Below are 23,697 nucleotides of genomic sequence, written 5' to 3'. Positions count from 1 at the left end.
ATCCCAGCCGTCGCCATTCCTGGGAAGCAGGGTGCGATGCGATCTGGTCCTGACAGCCGCTGAAAGCATCTATGACCGATCTCTCCGGACAATGGCGCCTTGAGATGCTGCCCACAGCTCTCAGTTAGATTGTCGTCGTTTGGACTTCACAGTTGGAAACAGTTGGGAGTTACGGGCATTCGTCCAGTATGAAAAAAGGCGCTCTTTGCGCCCATGGTGACTATCTGCACGTCGCCATGACAGTAGCCTTTGACCCCTCTATCCCGATTTGTTATAACTGAACAAGCGCGTGAGTCTCCCGCGGGTCCAAAAAGACGTTCCTGAGTAGCTCAATGGCAGAGCATTCGGCTGTTAACCGAAGGGTTGTAGGTTCGAGTCCTACCTCAGGAGCCAATTTAGAATCAATAAGTTAGATCCTCCCAGACACCTCCAAAAAATGCCCCAAAATGACCGATTGTGGGGGATTTTGTGGGTACCTCAAATAAAAATCATTCATAATCCTGCTCAATTGTGAGCAATGACTCGGCCGAGAATTTCCTGCGGTGTTCGGTCGATACGAGGGGGGATGCTACGCGACCTTCGAATTTCGAGAACCCTTCGGGAGGGGCTTTTTCGTCGGTGGTCGCTTGACGATCGATTCGAGCGCTTCGCGCTTCGCTTCCATTCGAATGTGGCTATAGTGCTTGAGCATGTTCTTCGAGACATGACCGGCGATGTCCATGATGGTCTGGTCTCCTGCTCCGCTTTCGGCTAGATCGGTGATCATGGTGTGGCGATGATCATGCCAGCGTCCCTTAACCTTGGCGTTTTTGCGCACGTTGTTCCATGCAGTCTTCAGAGTCGTGACCGGTCTTGTAGGATCGCTCGGACGCGGCTTCCCGAAAGGGAACACATACCAGTCCGGCTGGATTGCTGAAAATCTCTCCTGGTACCACTCAGCATATTCGCTCATCGTTTCCGATAGAGCGGAGTTCAGGGGAATTGTGCGTCCTTCACCGGCCTCGGTTTTGCTCTTGCCTACTGTCAGGTAGCCGCGTTTCAAATTGATCTGATTCCAAGTGAGCTGTTTCAGCTCGGCATCCCGTATGCCAGCATTCAGGGCGAGCATAATGGCCGGATAGATATGAGGAGAACGCGCCTTCTTTGCTTGGTCTAGCATTCTTGCCTTTTCTTCATCGGTATAGGCTTTGCCGATGGGCTTGCCAACCTTAAGTTTTAGTAGCTTTCTCTTCCGGAGGCGGACGCGAAGAATATCTCCGAGCTCGTCTAGAATGCGAAGCAAAAAGCCCACCTCCTCGTTGATCGTTTTCGGCGCGGCGCCTTCATTGAGGCGCTCGTTTTGATAAGAAGTTAGGGTCGCTTCGTTGCAATCCACAAACATTTTGGATCCCACGAGTCTCTTGACGTGGGCTATGGCGTACTCGGCAAACGTCGCTGACTGCGGATGACGCAACTTGTAAGCTGTCAGGTAATCGTCTGCCAAATCGCCGACTGTTCTTACCCTTTCATGTCGTGTGTCTGACACATTGTTGAAGCCCTCTTCGAGCTCTCGCTTTCGATTTCGCTCCGCGGTTCGGGCGAGTGTTTTTGATGTACTCTTACTGGATTCTCTTATCCGTCTGCCCGCAAAGGAAAACTCGTACCACCAGATCTCACCACGCTGAAAGATCGCCATGCCTATCCTCGTTTTTGAATACGGCCGCGCTCAGAATAGCTGGATGCCGGGGGAATGCGTACCGTTTCGCCCGTCCCACCACTGGGCTGCGCTTCCATCCACAAGGTTAAATCGTATTCCCCATAGCGGACCAGACTTCCCAGTTTTCGAAACTTCGGTCCCCGGTTTTCTAGCCTCCAGCGTCGAAGGGTTGCCAAACTGACATGAATTCGATCGGACAGCTCGATCTCCGTTAAGAATTGGTCAATCATTCATCTGTCCCTTCTACGAAAGTTATTCAAAATAAAGGAATAACGCTTGGGATCGTCATCACAGCGATGTCAGAGCATCGGTACAGCTTTAGCGATAAGGATCGGCGAAACCATGAACCTAAGTCCAATTCCAATTGGTTAGAGCGCTATTCCTGTTGGTAATAACGAGGACTCTAATGTCCTGCGGATGCGGCATCATTCGAAGCTTCAATCCGCATCCAAGGGTGGCCAAGTTTCGCTAAACCAGTTGAACCGAAGAATGTGGACGAACGTTCAGATCAAAGTCACGGCATGACCCGAACGGAAGTGCGATCAATCCACGGTGACAGTCATTTAGGGCATATCCTTGACGATGGCCCCAAAGACCTTGGAGGACTGCGCTATTGCATAAACTCCGCGTCATTGCGCTTCATTCCCCTCGATGAGTTGGAGAGCGAAGGATACGGTAAATATCTCGAACTGTTTGAGAAGAAAGAACAGGAGTAACAACATGGCCTCATCGAACGAGCGCGCAATTCTTGCAGGGGGATGCTTCTGGGGAATGCAGGATCTGATCCGCAGCTTCCCGGGCGTGATTACGACGCAGGTCGGATATACGGGCGGCAATATCGCAAACGCGACCTACCGCAATCACGAAGGCCACGCCGAAGCGATCGAAATTATCTTCGACCCTCAGCAAGTCACCTATCGTCGACTCCTGGAGTTTTTCTTCCAGATCCATGATCCTACGACGTTGAACCGTCAGGGGAATGACACCGGCACAAGTTATCGTTCGGCGATCTTTTTCACGACAGACGAGCAAAAACGGATTGCTGAAGACACCATTGCCGATGCCAATGCTTCAGGGTTGTGGCCTGGGAAGGTCGTGACCGAAGTGGTTCCGGCAAGTGCATTCTGGGAGGCCGAGCCTGAACATCAGGATTACCTCGAGCGCATTCCCAATGGATACACGTGCCATTTTGTCAGACCGAACTGGACTCTACCGAAACGAGCCGCTTAGGCAAGTATCCTAGCCACGTAGATATAACCCGCGTGGGCTATGTATGGCGATCAGGTTTTTTGTGTTCACTGCATCGTAGGCAGGAGCTGTTCTTACAGAAAGCGATCATACGTAAGCAGTATGAAGTGGCAGGAAGACCCGAAGGGTGGTGCCGTGCTTCTTCGATTCGTTACTGCTCTCGATGCTGATCCGTCCCCCGTGGCCTTCGACAAATTGCTTGGCGACGAATAATCCAATTCCGGTGCCAACCGTAGTCCGTGTAGTAAAGAAGGCGTCAAAAACCCTCGGCAAATCCTTCGGTGCAATTCCGACGCCATCGTCTTCAACTGTCAGGACAATTCCATCATCCTCACTTGAGGCATCGCAAACTGAAACTGAGAGAGTACCACCGGGGCGCATGGCGTAGATTGAGTTCGCGATCAGGTTAGAGACCACTTGCATCATCTCGCCTCGGCGAAGCACGATCTTTGTCGAAGGGCCGATTGACCTCGATTGTGGCGCCGGGGGCAGGCGACTATCGATAAGGCGTTGGGGGAAAAAAGGTACAGGATCGGCTAGTGGATGGATGACTTGAGCCGGTCAAGTCAATGGATCGAAGAAGAGGACCTTGGGCGGACCTTTGGATGCCCTCTGCCCGAAACTCCGATTGTCTAAAACTCGTTTCGACCGCGTATTGCAGCGAGAAATAGAGATTCGGCATCCGAAGGGGAATGTCCGAGATAGACAAGATCAATGAACTGTCTGAGCCAGATGAGCTACCTCCGGTCCACGATGATTCCGCCGAGTATGATGCCGGTTTCCAAGCCGGCAAAGCGGGCAAACCGAGTGACGGGAAGACTGTAGACTGGCACCGAGGGTGGGCAGATGCGCAAGATTAGTTGATTCGCGCGGATCGACGGTTGGATTGATTGGTTCAGCAGAACTCCACTACGGTGGGACGATGCTGATGATGCGACACTTTCACAACGTTCCGCAAGATCGGGGCATCACATTGACAAGATCGGGGCATCACATTGATAAGCTGTGACCTATCTTATGACTGAGTTCAGACAAGCCAAGTTCGATGTCGCAGCCTTCCTGGCCAGCGCAGGACTGGTTAGAGCAATCGTTCACTTAAAACCTAGGTAAGCGGGCGTGAGATCAACTAAGGTCATGTGGAAACCACGACGATTCGGCGGGTTCGGGCAGAATCGTAAATTGCTTCCATAATCCTATGATCTTTGAGGCCTTCCTCACCGGGGGTGTGAGGCGTCTTGCCTTCCAGGATGCACTCCGCGAAATGATCCATTTCTAAGGCAAATTGGTCTTCTTCCTCTATCTGCGGGACTATCTCAGTCTCTCTATCGCCGTCAAGATGCGACCACTTAAGGCGATTGCCGTGGTAGCCGTAGGCGGGAGACATATCAGCCCACGCTTTTGTTCCTTCAAGCCGGAGAAACTGACTTTTGTGAACGTCGTAGCTGGTGGTGCAGGTCGCCGCAAAACCACTGGGGAACTTCAGGCTGAAACTGCAGCTCGCTTCTACTTCGGTGAAACGTGGGTCATCTTTCGGTTGAAAGATAGTGGCCATCACCTCTGTCGGTTCTTCTCCAGATAGAAAGCGTGAGGCATTCAGACAGTACAGACCCACATCAGGAAGGCAGCCTCCGCCAGACAGAGATTTTTTTAGTCGCCACTGAGTAGGATCGCCCTGCTGTTGAGAGTTCGAGGATACGAAGCCGCGCAATGCGCCGAGTTTACCTTCAGTTACCAGTTGCCGGAGCGCGAGGTTATGAGGCTCGTACTGTTGTCGATAGGCGATCATGAGCTTTACTTTGGCCTCTTTGCAGGCTGAAATCATATGTTCAGCCTCGCGGGAGCCGGTCGCCATCGGTTTCTCGCAAAGAATGTGTTTGCCTGTTCTCGCCCCACGAACGACATACTCTTCGTGCATTCCGTTTGGCAACACCACATAAATCACTTTGACTTCTGGGTTCTTGCCCAATTGATCAAAATTTGCATAGTTATAGATCGCGGTAGGGGCGATACCATATTGGCCCGCGACCTTTAGCGCCTTCTCGCGATCGCCACTCACTAAAGCCACCGGTTTGCAGTATTGAGAATGGCCAAAAGCCGGAAGTATCTGATTGAGTGAAAGTCTTCCTAGGCCGACGATCGCAAAACCAATGCGCTGGTCCATAGGAAGGAAAGGGCCCGGAGCTTTTTCATTTTGTTCGGATGGACCGTGAATCTGAGAAAGCTGAACTTCGTCAACCTGATTGATCTTTCCTCCCGGCTCTTGCGCGAACGAGCTCGCGCTCAATGCGGTGGCGGCCACTGAGTGAAGAAAGGTACGACGAGAAAGTTCAGTGATAGGCATATTGATTAGCTGCGCATATGTTCCTGCTCAAGTTAATGAGGCAGGATTTTGTATAAGTTTGGCATCGACGATCGCGCCGAACCGCTGGTTATGCTGATCCCTTTTCGGCCCACGGGTCGATCACGATTTTTGTTACGTTATCCTTCTTATCCCGCCAAACTTTGTACATCTCAGGTGCTTCGTCCAGTGTGATGCGATGAGAGATGAGGTAGCTCGGATCGATCTGGCCTTGCTCGATTCGTTCGAGCAGAGGCTTCATATAGTTATGCATGTTGGTCTGACCCATTTTCATGGTGATGCCCTTGCCGAACGCGGCTCCAAATGGGACCTTATCGAGCAGTCCACCATAGACACCCGGAATGGATACTGTTCCTCCTTTGCGAACCGCCTGTATCGCCTGGCGAAGGACGCCGGGTCGGTCCGTCTCGAGAAGAAGACTTGTTTTTACCTTGTCGTAGACACCCTGAAGTTCGGTTGAATGGGCCTCGAGCCCTACGGCGTCGATACAGGCATCGGGGCCGATTCCGCCGGTAAGGTCCTTCAACGCGGTCAACACGTTCACATCCTCCTCAGAGTAATCGACGGTGATTGCCCCAAGTGATCGAGCTAGTTTGAGTCGCTCAGGAAATCTATCTATGGCGATCACTCTTCCGGCGCCCAACATGAAAGCACTCGCGATTGTGAACTGCCCAACTGGCCCGCATCCCCACACGGCTACCGTGTCTCCGGGTTGGATCTGGGCATTTTCTGCGGCCATATAGCCTGTCGGAAAGATGTCTGAAAGGAAGAGAACCTTCTCGTCAGGAAGATCGCTTTCAATCTTCAGCGGCCCGACGTTGGCAAACGGCACTCGAGCGTACTGAGCCTGACCCCCGGCATATCCGCCCATCATGTGCGAGTAACCGAAGAGACCAGAGCCCGAGTAACCGTACGCCGCCTCCATCAGATGCGAATTTGGATTGGTGTTGTCACAGGCCGACCAAAGCTTCTTTCGGCAGAACAAGCAGTTTCCACAGGCAATCGTGAACGGAACCACGACGCGGTCTCCGCGTTTCAAGTTCGTCACATCGTTCCCGACTTCCTCTATCAGTCCCATGAACTCGTGCCCGAGAATGTCACCTGCCTCCATGGTTGGAATGAAGCCGTCGTAGAGATGCAGGTCAGATCCGCAAATCGCGGTCCGCGTGATTTTTATGATGGCGTCATGCGGATTTAGCAACGTAGGGTCCGGCACATTTAATGTCTCGAGTTTTCCTGTTCCCATCCAACAAACTGCTTTCATAATCTTTCTCCTGTTTCGTGGCAGAACTCTTAATTGATTCAGCTCGCCTTTTCGGCAGGCGGAGTTGTAATCGTCTCCCCGTAGAGTGACTTCTTCATCTTTCCAATAATTCCTCGAGGACCATGCGGCTGGCCTTGCGTGCGGGGAATCTCGCCAGTCTCCGCGAATGCCTTGAAGTGTCGGAGATTTTCGATTACAGATTGTTTTGGATTGCGTCCGACAATCGTCTCCCAGGCGTTAGCGATCTTCCCAAGATGAAACTCCTGCAAGACCGTAACCAACGTCCCTCGGTCTCCGGGGGCGGTATCGAAGATGACCTCGCCCGCATTGCTCGAATCCCCCGCGATGGAGCGCCACGCGATTCTTTTGCCGGGCTCATCGGCAAGGATCTCGGAATCCCATTCGATTTTCTCCCCGTCGGATTCCATGACCCAGTGGGAGGTTACGTCGCCTATCCGTCTCACCGACGTCATTTGCTCTTGCCACTTGGGAGCGCTCTCGACGTCCCTCCACAGAGCATAGAGTTCACTGGCGTCAGCCTGAACGATGGCGGACGTTCTCGCCCAAATCTTTCCATCTTTATCTTGCGGCGGGGCCAAATAGCGCCCGTCCATAACGACAGCTGCACTCGCTGAAAATAGAACCTGTTCGGCATTCGGTTTTTCCATCAAAGGGTGTGACATCTTAATTCCTCCGTTGTATCTCTTCGGAAAGGACTGTAAAACTAGTCGTTCGAGAATGACGACCCCACTAGGGCATCTCTCTTCAAATTAGCTAGCCTTCTTTTCGTCCTGTGGCGTTGCCATCTTTTCGTGCATGGCGGCCTTGACGCTGCCGGGGGTGAAATTCGCGAGCATCCCTTCCATCTTCGTCTTCATGGATGCGGAGTAGACATGGTCTTTGCCGTCCATGAGCGCATCAACACCCTGACGTGCTACGTCTGCCGGAGAGCTATCCAATTTCCCCTTCTGGCCGACTTCCGTGTCGTCCATCCCCGCCCGGTGAAAGAAGTCCGTATCGGTTGGACCCGGCTGCAGAGCTGTTACGCTGACCTTTGTATCCTTCAGCTCATAGCGAACGCTGTGGGCGAAAGACAGAACAAATGCCTTCGTTGCGGCATAGACCGCCTCACGAGGAGCGACCATTTCTCCAGCGATTGATGCGGTAAACAAAATCCGACCGGAATTTCGATCTGCCATGTGGCGCACAACATATTTAGCCAACTGGACCGTGCTGGCGCAGTTCAGATCGACCATGTTGAGTTCCTCGTCCAAACTAGTCTCCAGGAAGAGGCCTCCAACTCCGACACCAGCGTTGATACAAGCCACATCGACCTGGCGTCCTGATGCCATGATCTGCTTCCAGAGGATCTGAGGTCCGTCTCGTTGCGCCAGATCCACTTGGACTTCAGTCACTTGGACTCCGGAAGCGCGTAATTCTGCAGCAGCCGGCGCGAGTCGATCCCCAGCGGAGGCGACGATCAGGTCGTAGCCTCTGCGGCCTAACTCTTTCGCCAATTCATATCCAATCCCACTCGATGCTCCCGTTACTACCGCCAACATTTGTCCCATAAGAAGCTCCCACAACCGATTTGCGCACGATCATTCACGGACTGTGATGCAAAAGTTGAAGGTCGCGTTTTTTTGAGACGAAAGGAGGCGATTCTGTTCTGTCGGATTGCCGACAGGAGACCCAGGTAGTTCTTGAACCATCTAGCTATGGAGAAGAAATGCGCATCTTACAGATTGGTGGTTTCCTATGATTGTTCCGCTGGTTTTTGAAGACGAATGGCTAGCTGCTTTGGAAGATTTGCCGGTTTGGGCACCCCCACCGAAGCGCGTAGTCGTGCTTGCTCCCCACCCTGACGATGAAACTCTGGGAGCCGGAGGCTTCATCGCCGCCCAATGTCTTCGAGGCACAGACGTAGTAGTGGTGGCAGCCACCGATGGAGAGAGCGCCTACGGATACGATCCCGGTCTGGGGAAAATTCGTGAGTTAGAGCAGCGAAATGCATTGAAGCGTCTAGGCGTTTCGGCCGAGAACATTAGTCGATTGCGCCTTCCAGATAGTGATGTCGCGGCCCATGAGGCTCGATTAGTTGAGCAACTCCTGCCCTTCGTGACGAAAGACACGCATCTCATTGCTCCGTGGCGCGGCGACTTTCATCCAGATCATGAAGCCTGTGGCCGTGCGGCAGAGCGTGTCGCATTTCAGACCGGAGCAACGCTAACCTCGTACTTTTTTTGGACATGGCATCGTGGGGCGACTGCGTCGCTGGACAAGCTAACATTGCGTTCATTTCCTTTGGACCAGAGGCAACAAAAGAGTAAGTCTGAGGCTCTGAAGTGCCATAGTTCACAACTAGCACACGATTCGGGTGAGCCGATCTTGCCCGACTCCCTGCTGGCGCCTGCGAGGCGTCCTTTCGAGGTCTTCTGCATTTCATGACGACCAATACCACTAATCAGGAGTTCTTTGACGCGAAGTATCGGGAAAACGACGATCCCTGGGCATTTACCTCAAATGACTACGAGCAGAAACGCTATTCCGAAATCCTCCATGCACTGGATAGTCGTCGCTATAAGCGTGCGTTTGAACCGGGGTGCTCCATTGGCATCTTGACCGCTCGTTTAGCGTCGATTTGCGAGCATGTCGACGCAATCGAAATCTCACCGACTGCTGTAACGCTGGCGCGCCAACACTGTGCGCATCTGGCCAACGTCAACATTTGCTGTGGTTCTTTACCCAACGATGTTCCAGCTGGAACGTTCGACCTCGTCATTCTGAGCGAAATTGGTTATTACTTCGACCGCCAGGAACTCTTTCAAGTCGGATCCGACCTAGCGGGACGCCTGGAGCATTCGGGTGTTCTGTTGGCAGTTCACTGGCTCGGACATTCTGCGGATCATCTTTTGGATGGAGATTCGGTGCATGAGGTTTTGAGCTACCTCGGTGGCCTGACCCTCGAGTACTCTGCGCGTCACATCGGGTTTCGAATAGATCGGTGGATCCGAGGATGATCAGTGACCCATGGCATGTAGGCATCCTGATTCCCGCTCGCAATGAAGAGAAACTTCTTCCTCGTTGCCTCGAATCCGTCTTCGCATCGCTCTCAATGCTTCCTCCTTGTGTGACTACCGACGTGATCGTGGCAGTTGATCTTTCGACGGACCTGACCTTTCAAATCGCGAAAGAGATGACGCGGGGACGTGGCTTGGCGATATCGATCGAATCCGGTGTCGTTGGTAAGGCCAGGGCTGTGGCGGCTGAAACTGCCATGCAGCGTTATCGGGGACCGTGGAACCGTCTGTGGTTGGCAAATACAGACGCGGACTGCGTCGTACCAGACACCTGGGTCATTGAGCAGTTACTCCTCGCAAACAAGAGCGCGGAGGCGGTCGCGGGCACAGTAGAGGTGGATTCATTCGAAGAACACGGTCCTGAGGTACTGGAACGATTTCGCGCGAGTTACGTGATTGGTTCTGATGGCTCGCATTCGCATATCCACGGAGCTAACCTCGGTATTCGCGGAGACGTCTACCGGAATTCCGGCGGCTGGCGGGAACTTGCAACTGCTGAAGATCATGACCTCTGGCACCGATTGCGGGACTTGGGTGTTCGACGGGTGTCTGTCGATCACACCAGAGTGACTACAAGCGGACGAAGAACAGGGCGAGCCCCTCATGGCTTTGCGGAGGCTCTCGCCGCGCATAACGAGGTGGCCGCATGAAACGGCCGGAGTTGATCTCGCGACTTCGCACGCTTGTAGCAGAGGATCTACCGCTTCCGGGTGGTGGCGCGACTCCATTGCGCCATCAGCGCCTGATGGAGATTGGGCGAGAAGATCTCACTTTGGCTCGCTTGGCCGAAGCCCACTGGGACGCGGTTGCCATATTGGCCGAAGCCGGAAGACAGCCTCTTGCAAACAAGCTCTATGGCGTCTGGGCATCGGAAAAGCCAGGGGAAGCGTTGGAATTGAAGTCGGGTGCGAGCGGGATGACCATTAGTGGGTCAAAGATGTTTTGCAGTGGGGCTGGTTTGGTCGACCGAGCACTTGTAACAGTCGGAATTCCAATGAATTTGCTGGTCGAGATCGATTTAAGAAGAAATGCTGCCAACACTCAATTCGATGGCACCGCATGGAAGACAAGGGCGTTCAGTGAGACCAACACTAGTAACGCTACCTTCGAGGATGCAACCGTCACAGAAGCCGACGTGATCGGTGATCCCGGATGGTATACCGATCGACCCGGCTTTTGGCACGGTGCTTGCGGTCCTGCGGCTTGTTGGGCGGGCGGAGCCATCGGGTTGGTGGACTTTGCCATGCGCCAGAAACGGGACGACACTCATACTCTGTCACACTTAGGCGCAATGTTCGCATCCAGTTGGGGACTAAAGTCTTATCTCGATCAAGCCGGAAGAGAGATCGACGCTGATCCCAAGGATGGAGACGAAGCGGAGATTCGGGCGCTTTCGCTTCGGCATCTGATCGAGCAGCTCTGCACGGATGTTCTTCGCAGAATCCCGCGAGCCTTCGGGCCCTATCCTCTGGCGATGGACGAGCCCGTCTCGCTTCGATATCAGGAGCTCGATCTGTACTTGCGACAATCCCACGCCGAACGAGACCTCGACCGACTAGGTACAAGGCTTAGACAACTCAAGCATCGGAGCCAGAGCTTTTAGCCTAATGCAACTCATGGAGACAGTATTGGACTCACACCAACATCGTTCCCTGTTCCCAAAGGATTGGGAGGAGCAGTTGAACTGCTGGCTTTATTAGAAAGTGAGGAAAGATGAAATCGCTAGTAGATCCAACAAAGTTGAAACCGGTTGATAAGAAAGATGGCATCTTTCAGGTGATTGTGGAAACCCCGAAGGGGAGCCGCAACAAGTTTGCATTCGATCCCGATCAAGGGATATTTGCCCTGAAAAAAGTGTTGCCGGCTGGGATGGTCTTCCCCTATGACTTCGGTTTTTTGCCTCAGACGATTGCGGACGATGGCGACCCAATCGATGTGCTTCTGCTGATGGATGAACCGGCCTTTACCGGTTGTGCGGTTCGTGCGGTTCTCATCGGTGTGATTGAAGGGGAACAGGCCGACGGTAAAAAGAAGGTTCGAAACGATAGATTGCTTGCGGTTGCAGAAGCCAACCACATGTATTCAAACATCCGAAAGCTCGCGGATCTTCCCAAGAAGTTTCTGGATGAGTTGCAGGATTTCTTCGTGAACTATCACAATCTTGAAGGCAAAAAGTACAAGCTTCTTGGCTGCAAAGGCGCCGATAAAGCGCTTGATCTGATCAAGAAAGCGCGCAAAGCGAGCTGAAGGAGTGATCTATGAGTGAGCTAATTATCAGATTTCTCATTGGCGGGGTCGTGGTTAGCTTATTCGCAATCATCGGGGACATCTTGCGACCAAAGAGCTTTGCCGGATTGTTTGGGGCCGCACCCAGTATTGCTTTCGCTACTCTAGGGCTAACCATATCGCAGCGTGGTAGGCAATATGCGGCGACTGAAGCCCACTCGATGATCTTGGGGGCTTTCGCTTTCCTCATCTATAGCGCCTGCGTCTGCGGTGCGTTGGCTCGCCATAAAACAGCCGCGCTCCCAACCGCGATCTTTCTGATGTCAGTCTGGTTTGGAGTGTCGCTGGGGCTGTGGCACTGGTGGGGAAGACTGAACTGACATGATCAGAATGGATTTCTCATCGCTGAAAGAAACGAAGCCCCACCAATACGCCTTGCGATTCGTGTTCGGTGGCATATGCACCGTCCTGGCTGGTCTCATCGCAAAACGCTATGGACCGGGTTTGGGAGGTCTGTTTCTGGCATTTCCCGCCATCTTCCCGGCGGGCGCTAGTTTAATCGAAAGCCACGAGAAGAAGCGAAAGGCGCAGCATGGTTTCGACGGAACGAAACGAGGTCGGCTCGCGGCGAGTATCGACGCATTGGGTGCCTCTCTCGGGTGTCTCGGTCTAATGGCATTTGCGTTCACCCTATGGATCGGTCTGCCTGAATACAGTGCGGTCCGCATCCTTATGGTCGCTACCGTCGTTTGGCTTGGAGTCTCGACTCTGCTCTGGACCATTCATCGGAATCGGTTCTTTCATAAGCGAAATGCTGACGCAGATCATTAGGGCAATAAGATTCGACGATTTCACGAGTCTCAGAATCGAGAGATGGCAGCATCACCGAAGATACTGGACCTCCATGCAACAAGCCGATATTGCACATCATCCAACGGCACGAGGAGCCCATGACCACTAAAAAATCCACTGCCCAAAAAGCATCGAAACGGAAATATTCGAAGTCTGCAGGAAAAAGTGTTGAAACAGAGATGAAAGCGAGAAAGGAAGGCAAGTTACGGAGTGGCAAGAGTGGTAAGAAAGTCACAAGCAAGAAGCAAGCTATTGCTATAGGGCTCTCCAAGGCTCGCAAGGCGGGCAAGAAGGTGCCGAAGAAGAAATGAGACATTCAGCTCGAGCAGATCAGGCTTTCCATTCGGCGATCAGGATAAGTCGCGCGCTTAGTAAGACAAGCCAGACCCAAACAGCAAGAGGCCAAGCAAGTGCCGGGACAGGTTGCTGATGTGGGCGCTCCTTCTAGCCACAATCGCGGGGTGCAGGGGTTTCTAGAAGAGTTGGGTCCCGGGTTGATCACGGGTGCTGCCGACGATGACCCATCAGGTATATCGACCTACTCGGTTGCTGGGGCTTCGTTCGGATACGCCACGCTCTGGACCGCGTTATTATCTTTCCCCTTGATGGCGGCAATTCAGCTGATGTGCGCACGCCTCGGTATGGTGACTGGGTGCGGACTCGCCAGTGTGATTCGAACTCGCTACTCCCGATGGGTGCTGTGGCTTGCGTGTGCGCTCGTGGCAATTGCCAATGTTTTTAATATAGGTGCCGATCTCGGCGGGATGGCAGAAGCAACCGAAATGATGACGGGTGTCCGCGCGTACTACTGGGCGCCGTTTTTGGCGGCACTCATCTTGGGTTTGTTGCTTTGGACTTCCTATCGGACCATGGCTCGGATCTTCAAATGGCTGACGTTGGTTCTCTTCGCTTATGTCATCACCGCATTTCTCGCGCATCCAGATTGGAGGGCGGTAGCCCGGGCCACCTTCGTCCCCCACATTGAATACAGCAAAGACTATTTCGCGGTGCTGGTTGGAATTTTAGGAACTACTATCTCGCCTTATCTCTTCTTTTGGCAAGCAGCCCAGGAGGTGGAGGAAGACCGAGATCACGGAAAGACCACTGTCGCGGAAAGACGGGGAGCGACGAACAAAGAGCTTGCAGCTGCAAAACGAGACGTTGTTACCGGGATGCTACTGTCCAACACTGTGATGTACTTCTTAATTCTGACTACCGCGGCAACCCTTCACGCACACGGCACGACGGATATCCAAACGGCCAAGCAAGCAGCTGAGGCTCTGAAACCGCTCGCTGGCCAAGGTGCGTACTGGCTTTTTGCTGTCGGACTGATTGGGACTGGCATGCTTGCCGTCCCAGTCCTAGCCGGTTCTTGCGCTTATGTCGTAGCGGAGGCGTCTAAGTGGCGATCGGCCTCTCTCAATTTGAAGCCAGGGCTGGCGGCTAAGTTCTACATCGTAATTGGCATCTCGATAGTAGTCGGACTCGCCTTCGATTATTCCGGGATCAGTGCGGTGAAAATGCTGTTTTGGTCGGCTATTCTGAACGGTCTGTTAGCTCCGCCCTTGGTGGTCATCGTGGTTCTCCTCACAAGCGACAAGAAAGTGATGGGTCATTGCGTCAATTCCAATGGAATGAAGATACTCGGATGGGCATGCGCCGTCGTCATGAGCGCCGCCGCGATCGGACTGTTAGCTGCCCTTCGATAAATCTGACTTGCGGGTTTGTCCTGGTTTAACGTCCCGCAAGGTGACGTTCACCGGGCACGAAACCTGCATCCAACATCCTCAGAACAAGCGAGGAGGATATATGAACACTGACGCGCTCCCTGAAGGCCGCAGCTCTCTACAAAAGGTGATCCTGGTGGCGACCGTTGTCTCCGGCTTCGCGGCAGCTTACCTGATGTATCGTCGGGGCGAATCGTTGGGGTCTATTGCAAAACAGACGATTACCAATCCAGTTGGCTCACTGGTTTCGGAAGTGAAAAATTCGGTCTAGCGTTGTCGGAAGAGTCGATAGCCTCGCAAGTGAGGTGTCATCAGGTGGCGTTCGCGCCCGCATGTTACACTTCCGCGCATGCCTCTCATTCTGGTTCTAATCCTTCTCATCCTCTTATTCGGCGGCGGTGGCTACTATATGGGCCCCGGACTTGGCTACTATGGTGGCGGCGGTCTTAGTTTGATTCTTGCACTGATTGTCATTTATCTGCTTTTCGGAAGAGGTCGGGGGCGCCTCTAGCCCAAACTTTTTCAGGGCTTGGGTGAAACAAGGCTATAAAAGCGGTTCAAGCTAGCGTAGCCTGGGCCGAGAACCTCGACGCTTGCTTACCTAATCGCGTGAATCACAATTCGCTATCCGTCTAGGCTGCGGCAACTTTGAGTACACGCTGCATGAGTTTCATCAAAACAGTTTCCTCCCATTGAAGCTCTCTTGGAGACTCCTGGGATTGCTGCTCTCTCCTTGTTTTGGTAAACGCACCACTCATGTAGGCTTCGATCACTAGGGGGTGGATGTAGCACTTCCGACAAACAGAAGGTGTATTTCCTAGCCTCGCCGCCACAGTTTTGACGATCTCCACCACATTCTTCTTCGCTTCGCTCTCCGACTCAAACACATCGAATTCCTGCAACTTCGCGCAGGCCATAACCGTACCCGTCCAAGTTCGGAAGTCTTTGGCAGTGAAGTATTGCCCCGTCGCCTCGCGGAGGTAGTCGTTGACGTCGGCAGAATCGATTGTGTGATGCTCCCCTTCGCTGTCGACATACTGAAACAATTCGTAACCGGGGATATCTTGGCAGCGCTGAATGATCTTCGCCAGCCGTCGATCAGTGATATCCACCGCATGTCGCACGCCGCTCTTTCCCTGAAATTTGAAGGTGATAGTGGATCCGTCGACTCGGACATGTTTGCCCCGCATCGTAGTCAATCCATAGGATTGGTTTTGTTTTGCATACTCGATATTCCCGACCCGAATCAGGGTGGTTTCCATCAGACGCACGATTGCTGCCAGGATTTTCTCTCGTGGAAGAGCCGGTCTAGCAAGGTCCTGTTCGACGCGGTCGCGAATCGTCGGGAGGGCTACCCCAAAAGCCATCATGCGTTCGTACTTGGTCTCATCCCGTACCTCGCGCCAGCGCGGGTGATATCGGCTCTGCTTCCGCCCCCTGGCATCTCGTCCGGTAGCCTGCAAATGTCCCTTCGGGTTAGTACAAATCCACACATCAGTCCAAGCGGGAGGTATGACCAATGACTTGATACGAGCGAGAGTCTCTAACTCGCGTACTTGCGCTCCCTCCGCGTCGAAGTAGCGAAACCCTTTCCTCCATCGCTTGCGCGTGATCCCGGGCTTAGCGTCGGAAACATAGCGCAGACCTGCGCTTTTCGCCGATTCAACTGGGTCGGTGACGATCTCTAAGTGCGGCATTGTCTTGGCCAAAGGAATTCCCCGCCTCTGAAACTGACAATTGGATGCAGAGTTTGTATCCGCAGAGGGCTGAATCCAACCCGAACAAGGGTTTAATCAACCGACCGCTTACTAACAATGGTAAAGGGCCCGAATTGATCTAGCCACAATAGCGGGTTGCCCCAGCCACTCCATCGCAAAGTATGTGCCACAACGGTGCAACGTTCAGAAGTGGGACCGCCTCTTACACAATGAACTCATGATCGAACTGTCGTTCGGTCTCGCCGCCAACTGGAGAAAACATGAAACACACAAGTCAAATAATTTTCTGCGCAGTCCTAGGATTTGCCGCAGTTCTAGCGCCCCTAAAAGCAAAAGCCGCCACTGACGACGACAAAAAGTTTTTGGCAATGGCAGCCCAATCGGACCAAAATGAGATTGCACTTGCCAAGCTCGCGGATGAGAAATCGACCAATGCCGCCGTTAAGGCCTTCGCGCAGAAGATGATTGCCGAGCATACGAAGATGACGGCAAGCATGAAGCCGTTCGCTGAATCATGGGGTTTGACGCCTCCCAGCGGTCCGGATGCCGATACTCAGAAAGAGATAGACAAACTGAATAAACTCTCGGGAAATGACTTCGATAAGGAGTATATGAAACAAATGGTGAGCGATCACTCCAAGGCATTAAGCGCCTTCACAAAAGAGGCGAAAGATACAAAAGACATGAAATTCCAAGCGGTCGTGCTTCAAGGAAAAACGGCCGTTGCTGCACACAAGAACATGGCGTATGACCTTGAGAAGAAATTATGACGTCGGCCGTTTCGCTGACATAGCGGAAGCCCTCTTATCACTAGGAGGGCTTTCTTATGCTTCCGCGCGACGAAGTTAGTGGGGAGTGTCTTCCCCTAGAATGGGGCCCACATGGGCCACCTGCGCACCTAAGTTGCCCACGGCTATCGAATAGGCAAGTTGCCACCATCACCACAGAAGGCAAATTGATCGAGACAAAGTAAAAGCGACTCAACAGAAGACGGGGCGGTTGTTCATACATTCCTCTGCGCCAGCTGCGCCAATGGCAGAGAGATGCGAAAGGAGGTACCCGACCTACCTTGTTTTCGCGAAAACCGAAAACGCAGTGTCCCTCGATGTTTCGAGACAATTCTGTGCGAAAGCCAGAGTCCAAGTCCGGTACCCGATATTTTGCTCGTGACGTAGGGTTCGAATAGACGAGATGAGAACTCGTCTGCGATACCTTCGCCGTTGTCAGAAACAAGGATGTGAACTGATTGGCCCCTGCTCTTTACCCGGACTGAGATTCTCCCTTGGCCACGTGGGAGAGCATCCACTGCGTTCAGGATCAGATTCGACAATACCTGCAATATCTCGCTCCCAAAAACAGTTGCTTTCGCAGGTCCTTGGAACTGCCGATCAACGCTGATTTGGTGTCTTGCGAGCTTATCCGCGTGCAATCGGAGAGCGGACTCCGCGATATCGACTAGATCAAATTCTTTCGCTTCCGCATGTTCTCGATGGAATGTTAGGGCCTGGCTCGTGACTCGACCGAGCGTTGCCAATTGCTCCTCGATGACGAGCATGTTTTCGAACACTTGCCTTGGGTCACCCTTTTGAATCTTGGTGAGATAAACAAGATTTGTAATCGCCTCAAGGGGATTGTTGACTTCATGCATGATCGCCCCCGCGTAGCGGCTGGCGACCGCAAGGCGCTCACTTCTTTCTAGCGCTCGTTCGGCCTAATTGAGTCGTTCTCGCAGTGTCTGCTCATTCGTCATGTCCATTGACGCTCCGGTGCAATGTCAGTGCTCCGTGCGCACTAAAGCCTTCTACTCTCTGACTACGTTGAACTGGATAAAGTTGGATGTCATGAACGACCGGATGAAAACGAAATGGAACGGCTAAATAAACTCGTCCTCGTTCATCCACCAAACAGGCAAATCCAGTTCTGGACCAGCCGGCCTCGGGCACAATTTCCCGTTTCATGAAGGCAGCCCCGATCGAAGGTCTATGCAGCGAAAACTTAAGAGTTTCAGCGGGCACACTTCATGCTCGTCTCGCATCCTACATTCATCGGTACTTAGCTTCGCACTGCGAGAATCCCTTTCTGCGTCGACGGTCCGGTATACAAGGGGAAAATCGTGAAAAAGACAACGAACCATGCGCCGGTCAAAAAGGACCGCGACGAAACAGGGAACGGCGGAGAATTACACCAACGTGCAGGTGGAACCCATCCCCAACTGACTACCCAGCAGGGGCAAGCTATTTCGGACGATGAAAACTCGCTCAAGGCATCCGCTACTTCACGACCTGGCCCGGTGCTACTGGAAGACTTTGTTCTTCGGGAGAAGATCAACCACTTTGATCATGAGCGTATTCCGGAGCGCATTGTCCATGCGCGGGGCGCGGCAGCCCACGGCTTCTTTGAACTTACGGAATCCTTAGAGAAGTTCTCCAAGGCTCGAGTGCTCAGCAAAGTCGGAGAAAGAACTTCAGTATTTGTGCGTTTCTCGACCGTGGCCGGAAACGCCGGTTCCTCCGATATGGCGCGCGATGTGCGCGGATTTGCAGTAAAGCTCTATACGAAGGAAGGCAACTGGGACCTGGTGGGGAACAACATCCCGGTCTTCTTCATTCAAGACGCGATCAAGTTTCCGGATCTCATCCATGCTGCGAAGCAGGAGCCAGATCGGGGATTCCCACAAGCGCAAACTGCGCACGACACATTCTGGGATTTTGTCTCTCTTACCCCTGAGAGCACCAATATGTTGATGTGGATCATGTCAGACCGCGCGATCCCCCGTTCCTTTCGGAATATGGAAGGGTTTGGGGTGCACACCTTTCGTCTTCTCAACGCGGCAGGTAAAAGCACGTTCGTCAAATTCCACTGGCGGCCCAAATTCGGGCTCCAGTCCGTGGTCTGGGATGAAGCCCTCAAAATCAGCGGTGGCGATCCTGACTACCACCGTCGCGACCTTTGGAACTCCATCAATGAGGGCAATTTCCCGGAATGGGAGTTGGCAGTTCAGTTGTTTGACGAGAAGTTCGTAGAGAAATTCGAATTCGATGTCTTGGACGCAACGAAGCTCATACCCGAAGAGCAAATACCCCTTCGCGTGATCGGTCGCATGGTGTTGGACCGCAATCCGACCAATTATTTCTCGGAGACCGAGCAGGTCGCATTCATGACCCAAAATGTCGTTCCGGGAATCGATTTCTCCAACGATCCGCTCCTCCAAGGTCGAAATTTTTCTTATCTCGATACTCAGCTGTCTCGTTTGGGAGGCCCCAATTTCGCGCAGTTGCCTATCAATGCTCCTAAATGCCCCATGATGAACTTTCAGCGCGACGGACACATGCAATTCGAGGTCCCTGCGGGCCGCGTGTCGTATTCCCCGAGTTCGCTTGAGGCCAATACTGCTCGCGAGGATTCACAACTAGGTTTTATCTCTACGAAGGAGCATGTTGAAGGGGACAAGTTGAGGATTCGGCCCGAGCTTTTCGCAGATCATTTTAGCCAGGCGCGTCAGTTCTTCTTCTCCCAAACCGAAACAGAACAAAACCATATCGTCTCGGCGTTCATCTTTGAGCTAAGTAAGGTCGAAACCGTGGCGATACGCGAACGCACGCTAGGCCAGCTCGCCAACGTCGACATGGGAATCGCGCGAAGGGTCGCAGACGGGCTTGGAATGCCGGGCAAGGTAACCAAGGTCGCTACAACAGTCCCGGCACGAGAGGACCTACCTCCATCTTCAGCTCTCAGTATTTTGAAGAAGGCGAAGAAGTCTCTGGAGGGCAGTTTGATCGGCTGTCTCGTCGCCGATGGCAGCGACGCGACAATCGTTGCGAACCTGAGAAAGGCTGCAGCCAAGCAAGGCTGTAACGTCAAGGTGATTGCCCCGAAGATTGGGGGAGCGAAGGCCAAGGACGGAACGGTGATCCCTGCCGATTTCCAGTTGGCTGGGGGGCCGTCCGTACTCTTCGACTGCATCTTCCTGGCACTTTCCGGCGAGGGTGCAGAGACGCTTTCAAATGAAGCTGCGGCCGTTGCTTTCGTGCATGACGGATTCGCTCACCTGAAAGTGATCGGAGCGACAGCGGAGGCCCAACCTCTTCTCGACAAAGCGGGCGTGATTGCCGACGAAGGCGTTCTTATAGTGAATCGAGGTGCAACAAGCAGTGCCTTTCTAGAGCGGGCCGCTCTGGGGAGAATTTGGAAACGCGAGCCGTCCGTACGCACCGTCTTTTAACAACGGACCTCGATCAGGATTGCTCACTTTGGCGGATTCAGGAAAACTGGGTTCACTATATGGGTTCACTATATGTGACCCCTGAGCAAACGACCCGGGTGCTCTTGAGCATCAGATGTAGCAGTTTGTAACCAGTGTCAGAACAAAAAGGGCGGCAACTCCATGGAACAGGTATTAACTGAAAAGCCTTTCAATTCCTATTCGAGTCACTTCGAACGTAACGAAGCGCACTCCTCCGGAGTCTCCTGGTCAGCGGTGATTGCGGGCGCCTTTGCGACGGCTGCTCTGTCGCTCATTCTTCTCGCGTTGGGTACAGGCCTGGGCTTGTCCTCTGTGTCTCCCTACTCCGGCTCCGGTATTTCGGCGTCTACTGTCGGCAAATCAGCGATCATTTGGCTGATCGTCATGGAGATACTGAGTTCTGCGATGGGTGGCTATTTGGCCGGACGCTTGAGGACCAAATGGGCCAGTATTCATAACGACGAGGTCTATTTCAGAGATACTGCCCATGGTTTTCTCGCGTGGGCGACAGCGTTCGTGATCACCGTTGCATTTTTGGCCACAGCTGCTACAACCATGATCGGTTCGGGTTCGTCTCCGACGAATCCAACTAAAAGCGGTCAATCTCGAGCCGAAGGCCTCGACCCCAATGCCTATTTCGTCGACACTCTCTTTCGCATGGATGCGAGCAAACCGGATGCGACGAATGCGGCCGCCTCAGTAGAGGCGGGAGCTATTTTTGCTCATGCGCTCGCGCAGGGGGATTTCACGACGGCGGATAAATCCTATCTCGATCAACTGGTTTCCGCGAGAACGGGCCTGCCTCAAACTGAGGCAGATAAACGGGTCTCGGATGTGTTCTCCAATGCCCAGCAAAGTGTAGAGGCGGCTCGTAAAGCGACGGCCCATACGCTTTTATGGATATTCTTGGCCCTCCTTATTGGAGCATTTTGTGCAAGCTTTTCCGCGACCATCGGAGGCAGGCAACGCGACAATGTGGTCACCGTATAAGAACGAACCGGCGCTCTGAGAAAGTATTCAATTGCTACGCAACCATAGATGGGGAGAATTTCAATGCGTTCTATCTTGCTCTTGTTATTAGGCGTCCCGATCCCAATCGTCTTACTGATTGCATTATTCAGTCATTAACATCGCCTTTGGCGAGCAGCTTTGGCCCATGCGGGAAAGTGATAGGCTCATGAAATGCTTTATCGGCTTGCCTTCCAGATGACTGGAGACGGGTATCTTCGAGTCACAGGGGTGGCCCGGGATTCTTCCGCCGTCTCTGCTCTTCATCTTAATGACAAAGTATTCGGCGCAACAGTTCGAGCTGCCCAGATGGCACCTTTTCAGACTCTCCGTCTTTTAGAAGCGGCGAGAGAGGCAGGAAAACAGCCAGGTGTTGATGTCTGTTGTGAGGCTGTAGAACTGACTCCGGAGCAAGTAGAGACCATGTGTTTACAGGCTGGCCGAGTCAAGATCGCTTGACAGCGTTTTAGCGGCACTCGTGAGTTCTGCGGACCGTTATGTCGTCCTAAATTTGTCGGCAATAAACAAAACCGGAGGTGGCCATTTCGGGGGCCTCCGGTTTTGCTGGCGAGGAAAACTAAGCCGCTTTCTTAGTCTTCCCGGTAGCGGTGGATTTGTCGGTTTTCTTTGCCTTCTCCTTTGCCGAAAACTCCTCCTTCACCTAGAGCGATGGCATCGGTATCCCTAGCGAGCGAGCTCGATCATTAACCCCTCTGAGTCTTCAAGTTCGACCAAGGAATCAACCTGCTCTCCCTCCCGATCGGAACGGATCGAGGCGATGACTGTCCCAGCTTCTGTCTTTGCCTGAACTGAGTCATTGCCCAAGTTCAACAAGACTAGGAAACGCTTCCCCACGCCGCGGCGCTCATAGCGCAACAGGTTCTCGTCAGCAACAACGGAAAGCATTTCGCCACTCACCAGCATCGGATACATGCGGCGAAGGGCGATTAGCTTGCGATAGAGATTCAGGAGGGATGATTCCTCTTGCTCCTGTGAAGCGACGTTGACGAACGTGTGATCGCCTCCGAGAGGCAGCCATGGTTTGCCGCAGGTAAACCCGGCCAGAAGGGAACCGTCCCATCGCATGGGGGTTCGCTCCGGATCGCGGCCCATCCCTATCCCCGGCTGATTCTTTTCTGCAGGGTCCTGCACCTCTTCCGGCGGAATCGGCACATTCGTCATGCCGATTTCCTCGCCGTAGTATATGGTCAGCGTTCCCGGAAGGGTGAGGAGCAACATGGCTGCGACCGGAGTTTGCTGAACCCCCACTCTCGTTGCGATGCGAGCGTTATCATGATTCCCCAGCACCCAATTGGGCCATGCTCCAGCTGGCAGAGCATTCACGTATTCAGAGATGACTTGCGCTACTGCTTCCGCGTTCCATGCACTCTGGAGCAGTAGAAAATTGAAGGGCAAATTCGTCCCCTTCAAGTCCTGCCCGTAGTACGTCATCAAGTCCTTCACCGGCAGGTATATTTCGCCAATGAGGACGCGGCCGGGGTAATCGTCCACGACCGCTCGCATCTCGGCTACCAGAACATGGACATCAGGGCGATTGGAGTCGTACACATGAAGAAGGCTATTGCTGGATGGCTGGTCGGGGCCGTAACCAGGATTCGGCGGATTGTCGCGATATTGGTAATCCTTGATCATCAGCCACATCACATCCACTCGAAATCCGTCTACCCCGCGTTCCAGCCAAAATCGCAGGACGTTGAACATGGCTGACCGCACCGCTGGGTTGCGCCAGTTCAAGTCCGGCTGCTGCTTCAGGAAGGAATGATAGTAATACTGCCCCGTTGCTTCATCCCATTCCCATGCGGAGCCGCCGAAGTTGCTCAACCAGTTATTTGGTTCATCTCTCCATAGGTACCAATCTCGCTTGTGGCTTTCGCGCGAGGACCGGCTTTCCAAGAACCACGGGTGGCGATCGGAGCTATGATTCGGCACAAAATCGAGGATCACCTTCAATCCTCGCTGATGAGCTTCAGCCAGAAGGCGATCGAAGTCTCCCATTGTTCCGAAGATTGGGTCGATACCACAATAATCGGCTACATCGTAGCCGAAATCTGCCATTGGCGATGGATAGATGGGTGAGATCCAAATTGCGTCGATTCCGAGTTGCGCCAGATAATCCAGCCGCTGCAGGATGCCATCCAGATCTCCGATGCCATCGCCATTGCTGTCCTGAAAGGAACGTGGGTAAATTTCATAGATGATCGCGGATTGCCACCAAGCGAGTTCCTGCATCTAACTCTGCTCCTGAAAAGAATTCG

Annotated in this window: 25 protein-coding genes and 1 tRNA gene; 17 read left to right on the top strand and 9 right to left on the bottom strand. The window is 53.2% G+C overall.

What is annotated here, in order from left to right:
- Nucleotides 1-318 precede the first annotated feature (318 nt).
- Nucleotides 319-393 (top strand) — tRNA-Asn (locus RBB77_RS18535).
- Nucleotides 394-568: 175 nt separating this feature from the next.
- Here RBB77_RS18535 and RBB77_RS18530 read toward each other — a convergent pair.
- Nucleotides 569-1,675, bottom strand: coding sequence for a tyrosine-type recombinase/integrase (locus RBB77_RS18530; RefSeq protein WP_353063208.1), 1,107 nt, complete (start codon nt 1,673-1,675; stop codon nt 569-571).
- 461 nt (nt 1,676-2,136) lie between these two features.
- Between RBB77_RS18530 and RBB77_RS18525 the strand changes: the two genes are divergently transcribed.
- Together RBB77_RS18525 and msrA are read left to right on the top strand one after the other, a co-directional pair.
- Nucleotides 2,137-2,412, top strand: a complete 276-nt coding sequence (locus RBB77_RS18525; RefSeq protein ID WP_434557123.1) for a peptide-methionine (R)-S-oxide reductase — start codon at nt 2,137-2,139, stop codon at nt 2,410-2,412.
- 4 nt (nt 2,413-2,416) lie between these two features.
- Nucleotides 2,417-2,926 carry a peptide-methionine (S)-S-oxide reductase MsrA gene (gene msrA / locus RBB77_RS18520; RefSeq protein ID WP_353063207.1) on the top strand — a complete coding sequence of 170 codons (510 nt, stop codon included), beginning with the start codon at nt 2,417-2,419 and terminating at the stop codon, nt 2,924-2,926.
- A gap of 105 nt (nt 2,927-3,031) precedes the next feature.
- Here the strand turns inward: msrA and RBB77_RS18515 are convergent, their stop codons facing one another.
- The 5 genes from RBB77_RS18515 to RBB77_RS18495 form a co-directional block, all read right to left on the bottom strand.
- Entirely contained in the window at nt 3,032-3,370 is a 339-nt protein-coding gene (locus RBB77_RS18515) for a sensor histidine kinase (protein ID WP_353063206.1), read from the bottom strand.
- 706 nt (nt 3,371-4,076) lie between these two features.
- Nucleotides 4,077-5,285, bottom strand: coding sequence for a Gfo/Idh/MocA family oxidoreductase (locus RBB77_RS18510; RefSeq protein WP_353063204.1), 1,209 nt, complete (start codon nt 5,283-5,285; stop codon nt 4,077-4,079).
- Nucleotides 5,286-5,373: 88 nt separating this feature from the next.
- Entirely contained in the window at nt 5,374-6,567 is a 1,194-nt protein-coding gene (locus tag RBB77_RS18505; protein ID WP_353063203.1) for a zinc-dependent alcohol dehydrogenase, read from the bottom strand.
- 38 nt (nt 6,568-6,605) lie between these two features.
- On the bottom strand, nt 6,606-7,250 hold the full coding sequence (locus RBB77_RS18500; protein WP_353063202.1) for an SRPBCC family protein: 645 nt from the start codon (nt 7,248-7,250) through the stop codon (nt 6,606-6,608).
- Nucleotides 7,251-7,337: 87 nt separating this feature from the next.
- A complete protein-coding gene (locus RBB77_RS18495) occupies nt 7,338-8,138 on the bottom strand; it encodes an SDR family NAD(P)-dependent oxidoreductase (protein WP_353063201.1) in 801 nt (266 codons plus the stop codon).
- A gap of 187 nt (nt 8,139-8,325) precedes the next feature.
- Here RBB77_RS18495 and RBB77_RS18490 point away from each other — a divergent pair, with 187 nt between their 5' ends.
- From RBB77_RS18490 to RBB77_RS18440, 11 genes are all read left to right on the top strand, one after another.
- The gene (locus tag RBB77_RS18490; RefSeq protein ID WP_353063200.1) at nt 8,326-9,015 is read left to right on the top strand and encodes a PIG-L deacetylase family protein; all 690 of its coding nucleotides are present in this window, start codon (nt 8,326-8,328) and stop codon (nt 9,013-9,015) included.
- A complete protein-coding gene (locus RBB77_RS18485) occupies nt 9,012-9,587 on the top strand; it encodes a class I SAM-dependent methyltransferase (protein ID WP_353063198.1) in 576 nt (191 codons plus the stop codon). Before RBB77_RS18490 ends, RBB77_RS18485 begins: the two co-directional genes overlap by 4 nt.
- Nucleotides 9,584-10,297, top strand: coding sequence for a glycosyltransferase (locus RBB77_RS18480; RefSeq protein ID WP_353063197.1), 714 nt, complete (start codon nt 9,584-9,586; stop codon nt 10,295-10,297). Before RBB77_RS18485 ends, RBB77_RS18480 begins: the two co-directional genes overlap by 4 nt.
- Complete coding sequence (locus RBB77_RS18475) at nt 10,294-11,250, top strand: hypothetical protein (protein ID WP_353063196.1); 957 nt, start codon at nt 10,294-10,296, stop codon at nt 11,248-11,250. Before RBB77_RS18480 ends, RBB77_RS18475 begins: the two co-directional genes overlap by 4 nt.
- A 110-nt stretch (nt 11,251-11,360) precedes the next feature.
- Nucleotides 11,361-11,894 carry an inorganic diphosphatase gene (locus RBB77_RS18470; protein WP_353063195.1) on the top strand — a complete coding sequence of 178 codons (534 nt, stop codon included), beginning with the start codon at nt 11,361-11,363 and terminating at the stop codon, nt 11,892-11,894.
- A gap of 11 nt (nt 11,895-11,905) precedes the next feature.
- The gene (locus RBB77_RS18465) at nt 11,906-12,253 is read left to right on the top strand and encodes a DUF3147 family protein (protein WP_353063194.1); all 348 of its coding nucleotides are present in this window, start codon (nt 11,906-11,908) and stop codon (nt 12,251-12,253) included.
- A gap of 1 nt (nt 12,254) precedes the next feature.
- A complete protein-coding gene (locus RBB77_RS18460; protein ID WP_353063193.1) occupies nt 12,255-12,704 on the top strand; it encodes a DUF3147 family protein in 450 nt (149 codons plus the stop codon).
- A gap of 119 nt (nt 12,705-12,823) precedes the next feature.
- Nucleotides 12,824-13,036, top strand: a complete 213-nt coding sequence (locus RBB77_RS18455; RefSeq protein WP_353063191.1) for a DUF6496 domain-containing protein — start codon at nt 12,824-12,826, stop codon at nt 13,034-13,036.
- A gap of 99 nt (nt 13,037-13,135) precedes the next feature.
- Complete coding sequence (locus tag RBB77_RS18450) at nt 13,136-14,434, top strand: Nramp family divalent metal transporter (protein ID WP_353063190.1); 1,299 nt, start codon at nt 13,136-13,138, stop codon at nt 14,432-14,434.
- A gap of 100 nt (nt 14,435-14,534) precedes the next feature.
- Nucleotides 14,535-14,723, top strand: coding sequence for a hypothetical protein (locus RBB77_RS18445; RefSeq protein WP_353063189.1), 189 nt, complete (start codon nt 14,535-14,537; stop codon nt 14,721-14,723).
- A gap of 78 nt (nt 14,724-14,801) precedes the next feature.
- On the top strand, nt 14,802-14,963 hold the full coding sequence (locus RBB77_RS18440; protein WP_353063188.1) for a DUF3309 domain-containing protein: 162 nt from the start codon (nt 14,802-14,804) through the stop codon (nt 14,961-14,963).
- Nucleotides 14,964-15,084: 121 nt separating this feature from the next.
- Here the strand turns inward: RBB77_RS18440 and RBB77_RS18435 are convergent, their stop codons facing one another.
- Nucleotides 15,085-16,161 (bottom strand): DNA topoisomerase IB, encoded by a 1,077-nt coding sequence (locus RBB77_RS18435; protein ID WP_353063187.1) that lies wholly within the window; start codon nt 16,159-16,161, stop codon nt 15,085-15,087.
- Between the two features lie 269 nt (nt 16,162-16,430).
- Here RBB77_RS18435 and RBB77_RS18430 point away from each other — a divergent pair, with 269 nt between their 5' ends.
- Nucleotides 16,431-16,940: a DUF4142 domain-containing protein gene (locus RBB77_RS18430; RefSeq protein ID WP_353063186.1), complete on the top strand. Its 510-nt coding sequence runs from the start codon at nt 16,431-16,433 to the stop codon at nt 16,938-16,940.
- A gap of 233 nt (nt 16,941-17,173) precedes the next feature.
- Here RBB77_RS18430 and RBB77_RS18425 read toward each other — a convergent pair whose 3' ends face one another.
- Nucleotides 17,174-17,725: a sensor histidine kinase gene (locus RBB77_RS18425; RefSeq protein ID WP_353067665.1), complete on the bottom strand. Its 552-nt coding sequence runs from the start codon at nt 17,723-17,725 to the stop codon at nt 17,174-17,176.
- A gap of 558 nt (nt 17,726-18,283) precedes the next feature.
- On the opposite strand from RBB77_RS18425, the gene RBB77_RS18420 reads away from it, so the two are divergent.
- Nucleotides 18,284-20,392: a catalase gene (locus RBB77_RS18420; RefSeq protein WP_353063185.1), complete on the top strand. Its 2,109-nt coding sequence runs from the start codon at nt 18,284-18,286 to the stop codon at nt 20,390-20,392.
- A 162-nt stretch (nt 20,393-20,554) separates the two neighbouring features.
- Nucleotides 20,555-21,403 carry a hypothetical protein gene (locus RBB77_RS18415; RefSeq protein ID WP_353063184.1) on the top strand — a complete coding sequence of 283 codons (849 nt, stop codon included), beginning with the start codon at nt 20,555-20,557 and terminating at the stop codon, nt 21,401-21,403.
- A gap of 702 nt (nt 21,404-22,105) precedes the next feature.
- Here the strand turns inward: RBB77_RS18415 and RBB77_RS18410 are convergent.
- The gene (locus RBB77_RS18410) at nt 22,106-23,671 is read right to left on the bottom strand and encodes an alpha-amylase family glycosyl hydrolase (protein WP_353063183.1); all 1,566 of its coding nucleotides are present in this window, start codon (nt 23,669-23,671) and stop codon (nt 22,106-22,108) included.
- Between the last annotated feature and the right edge of the window lie 26 nt (nt 23,672-23,697).

This window comes from Tunturibacter psychrotolerans (assembly GCF_040359615.1).
In the GTDB taxonomy this organism is placed as follows: domain Bacteria; phylum Acidobacteriota; class Terriglobia; order Terriglobales; family Acidobacteriaceae; genus Edaphobacter; species Edaphobacter psychrotolerans.
The sequence above is the reverse complement of the archived record's forward strand: the minus strand, read 5'-3'. Positions and strand labels throughout refer to the sequence as shown.

Bases quoted from the DNA above. Each gene is read 5' to 3' on its own strand.
- RBB77_RS18480 (WP_353063197.1), top strand. From the start codon at position 9,584: ATGATCAGTGACCCATGGCATGTAGGCATCCTGATTCCCGCTCGCAAT.
- RBB77_RS18505 (WP_353063203.1), bottom strand. From the start codon at position 6,567: ATGAAAGCAGTTTGTTGGATGGGAACAGGAAAACTCGAGACATTAAAT.
- RBB77_RS18410 (WP_353063183.1), bottom strand. From the start codon at position 23,671: ATGCAGGAACTCGCTTGGTGGCAATCCGCGATCATCTATGAAATTTAC.
- RBB77_RS18470 (WP_353063195.1), top strand. From the start codon at position 11,361: ATGAAATCGCTAGTAGATCCAACAAAGTTGAAACCGGTTGATAAGAAA.
- RBB77_RS18485 (WP_353063198.1), top strand. From the start codon at position 9,012: ATGACGACCAATACCACTAATCAGGAGTTCTTTGACGCGAAGTATCGG.
- RBB77_RS18500 (WP_353063202.1), bottom strand. From the start codon at position 7,250: ATGTCACACCCTTTGATGGAAAAACCGAATGCCGAACAGGTTCTATTT.
- RBB77_RS18465 (WP_353063194.1), top strand. From the start codon at position 11,906: ATGAGTGAGCTAATTATCAGATTTCTCATTGGCGGGGTCGTGGTTAGC.
- RBB77_RS18515 (WP_353063206.1), bottom strand. From the start codon at position 3,370: ATGATGCAAGTGGTCTCTAACCTGATCGCGAACTCAATCTACGCCATG.
- RBB77_RS18455 (WP_353063191.1), top strand. From the start codon at position 12,824: ATGACCACTAAAAAATCCACTGCCCAAAAAGCATCGAAACGGAAATAT.
- RBB77_RS18495 (WP_353063201.1), bottom strand. From the start codon at position 8,138: ATGGGACAAATGTTGGCGGTAGTAACGGGAGCATCGAGTGGGATTGGA.
- RBB77_RS18415 (WP_353063184.1), top strand. From the start codon at position 20,555: ATGGAACAGGTATTAACTGAAAAGCCTTTCAATTCCTATTCGAGTCAC.
- RBB77_RS18440 (WP_353063188.1), top strand. From the start codon at position 14,802: ATGCCTCTCATTCTGGTTCTAATCCTTCTCATCCTCTTATTCGGCGGC.
- RBB77_RS18445 (WP_353063189.1), top strand. From the start codon at position 14,535: ATGAACACTGACGCGCTCCCTGAAGGCCGCAGCTCTCTACAAAAGGTG.
- RBB77_RS18475 (WP_353063196.1), top strand. From the start codon at position 10,294: ATGAAACGGCCGGAGTTGATCTCGCGACTTCGCACGCTTGTAGCAGAG.
- RBB77_RS18425 (WP_353067665.1), bottom strand. From the start codon at position 17,725: ATGCTCGTCATCGAGGAGCAATTGGCAACGCTCGGTCGAGTCACGAGC.
- RBB77_RS18490 (WP_353063200.1), top strand. From the start codon at position 8,326: ATGATTGTTCCGCTGGTTTTTGAAGACGAATGGCTAGCTGCTTTGGAA.
- RBB77_RS18510 (WP_353063204.1), bottom strand. From the start codon at position 5,285: ATGCCTATCACTGAACTTTCTCGTCGTACCTTTCTTCACTCAGTGGCC.
- RBB77_RS18460 (WP_353063193.1), top strand. From the start codon at position 12,255: ATGATCAGAATGGATTTCTCATCGCTGAAAGAAACGAAGCCCCACCAA.
- msrA (WP_353063207.1), top strand. From the start codon at position 2,417: ATGGCCTCATCGAACGAGCGCGCAATTCTTGCAGGGGGATGCTTCTGG.
- RBB77_RS18430 (WP_353063186.1), top strand. From the start codon at position 16,431: ATGAAACACACAAGTCAAATAATTTTCTGCGCAGTCCTAGGATTTGCC.
- RBB77_RS18530 (WP_353063208.1), bottom strand. From the start codon at position 1,675: ATGGCGATCTTTCAGCGTGGTGAGATCTGGTGGTACGAGTTTTCCTTT.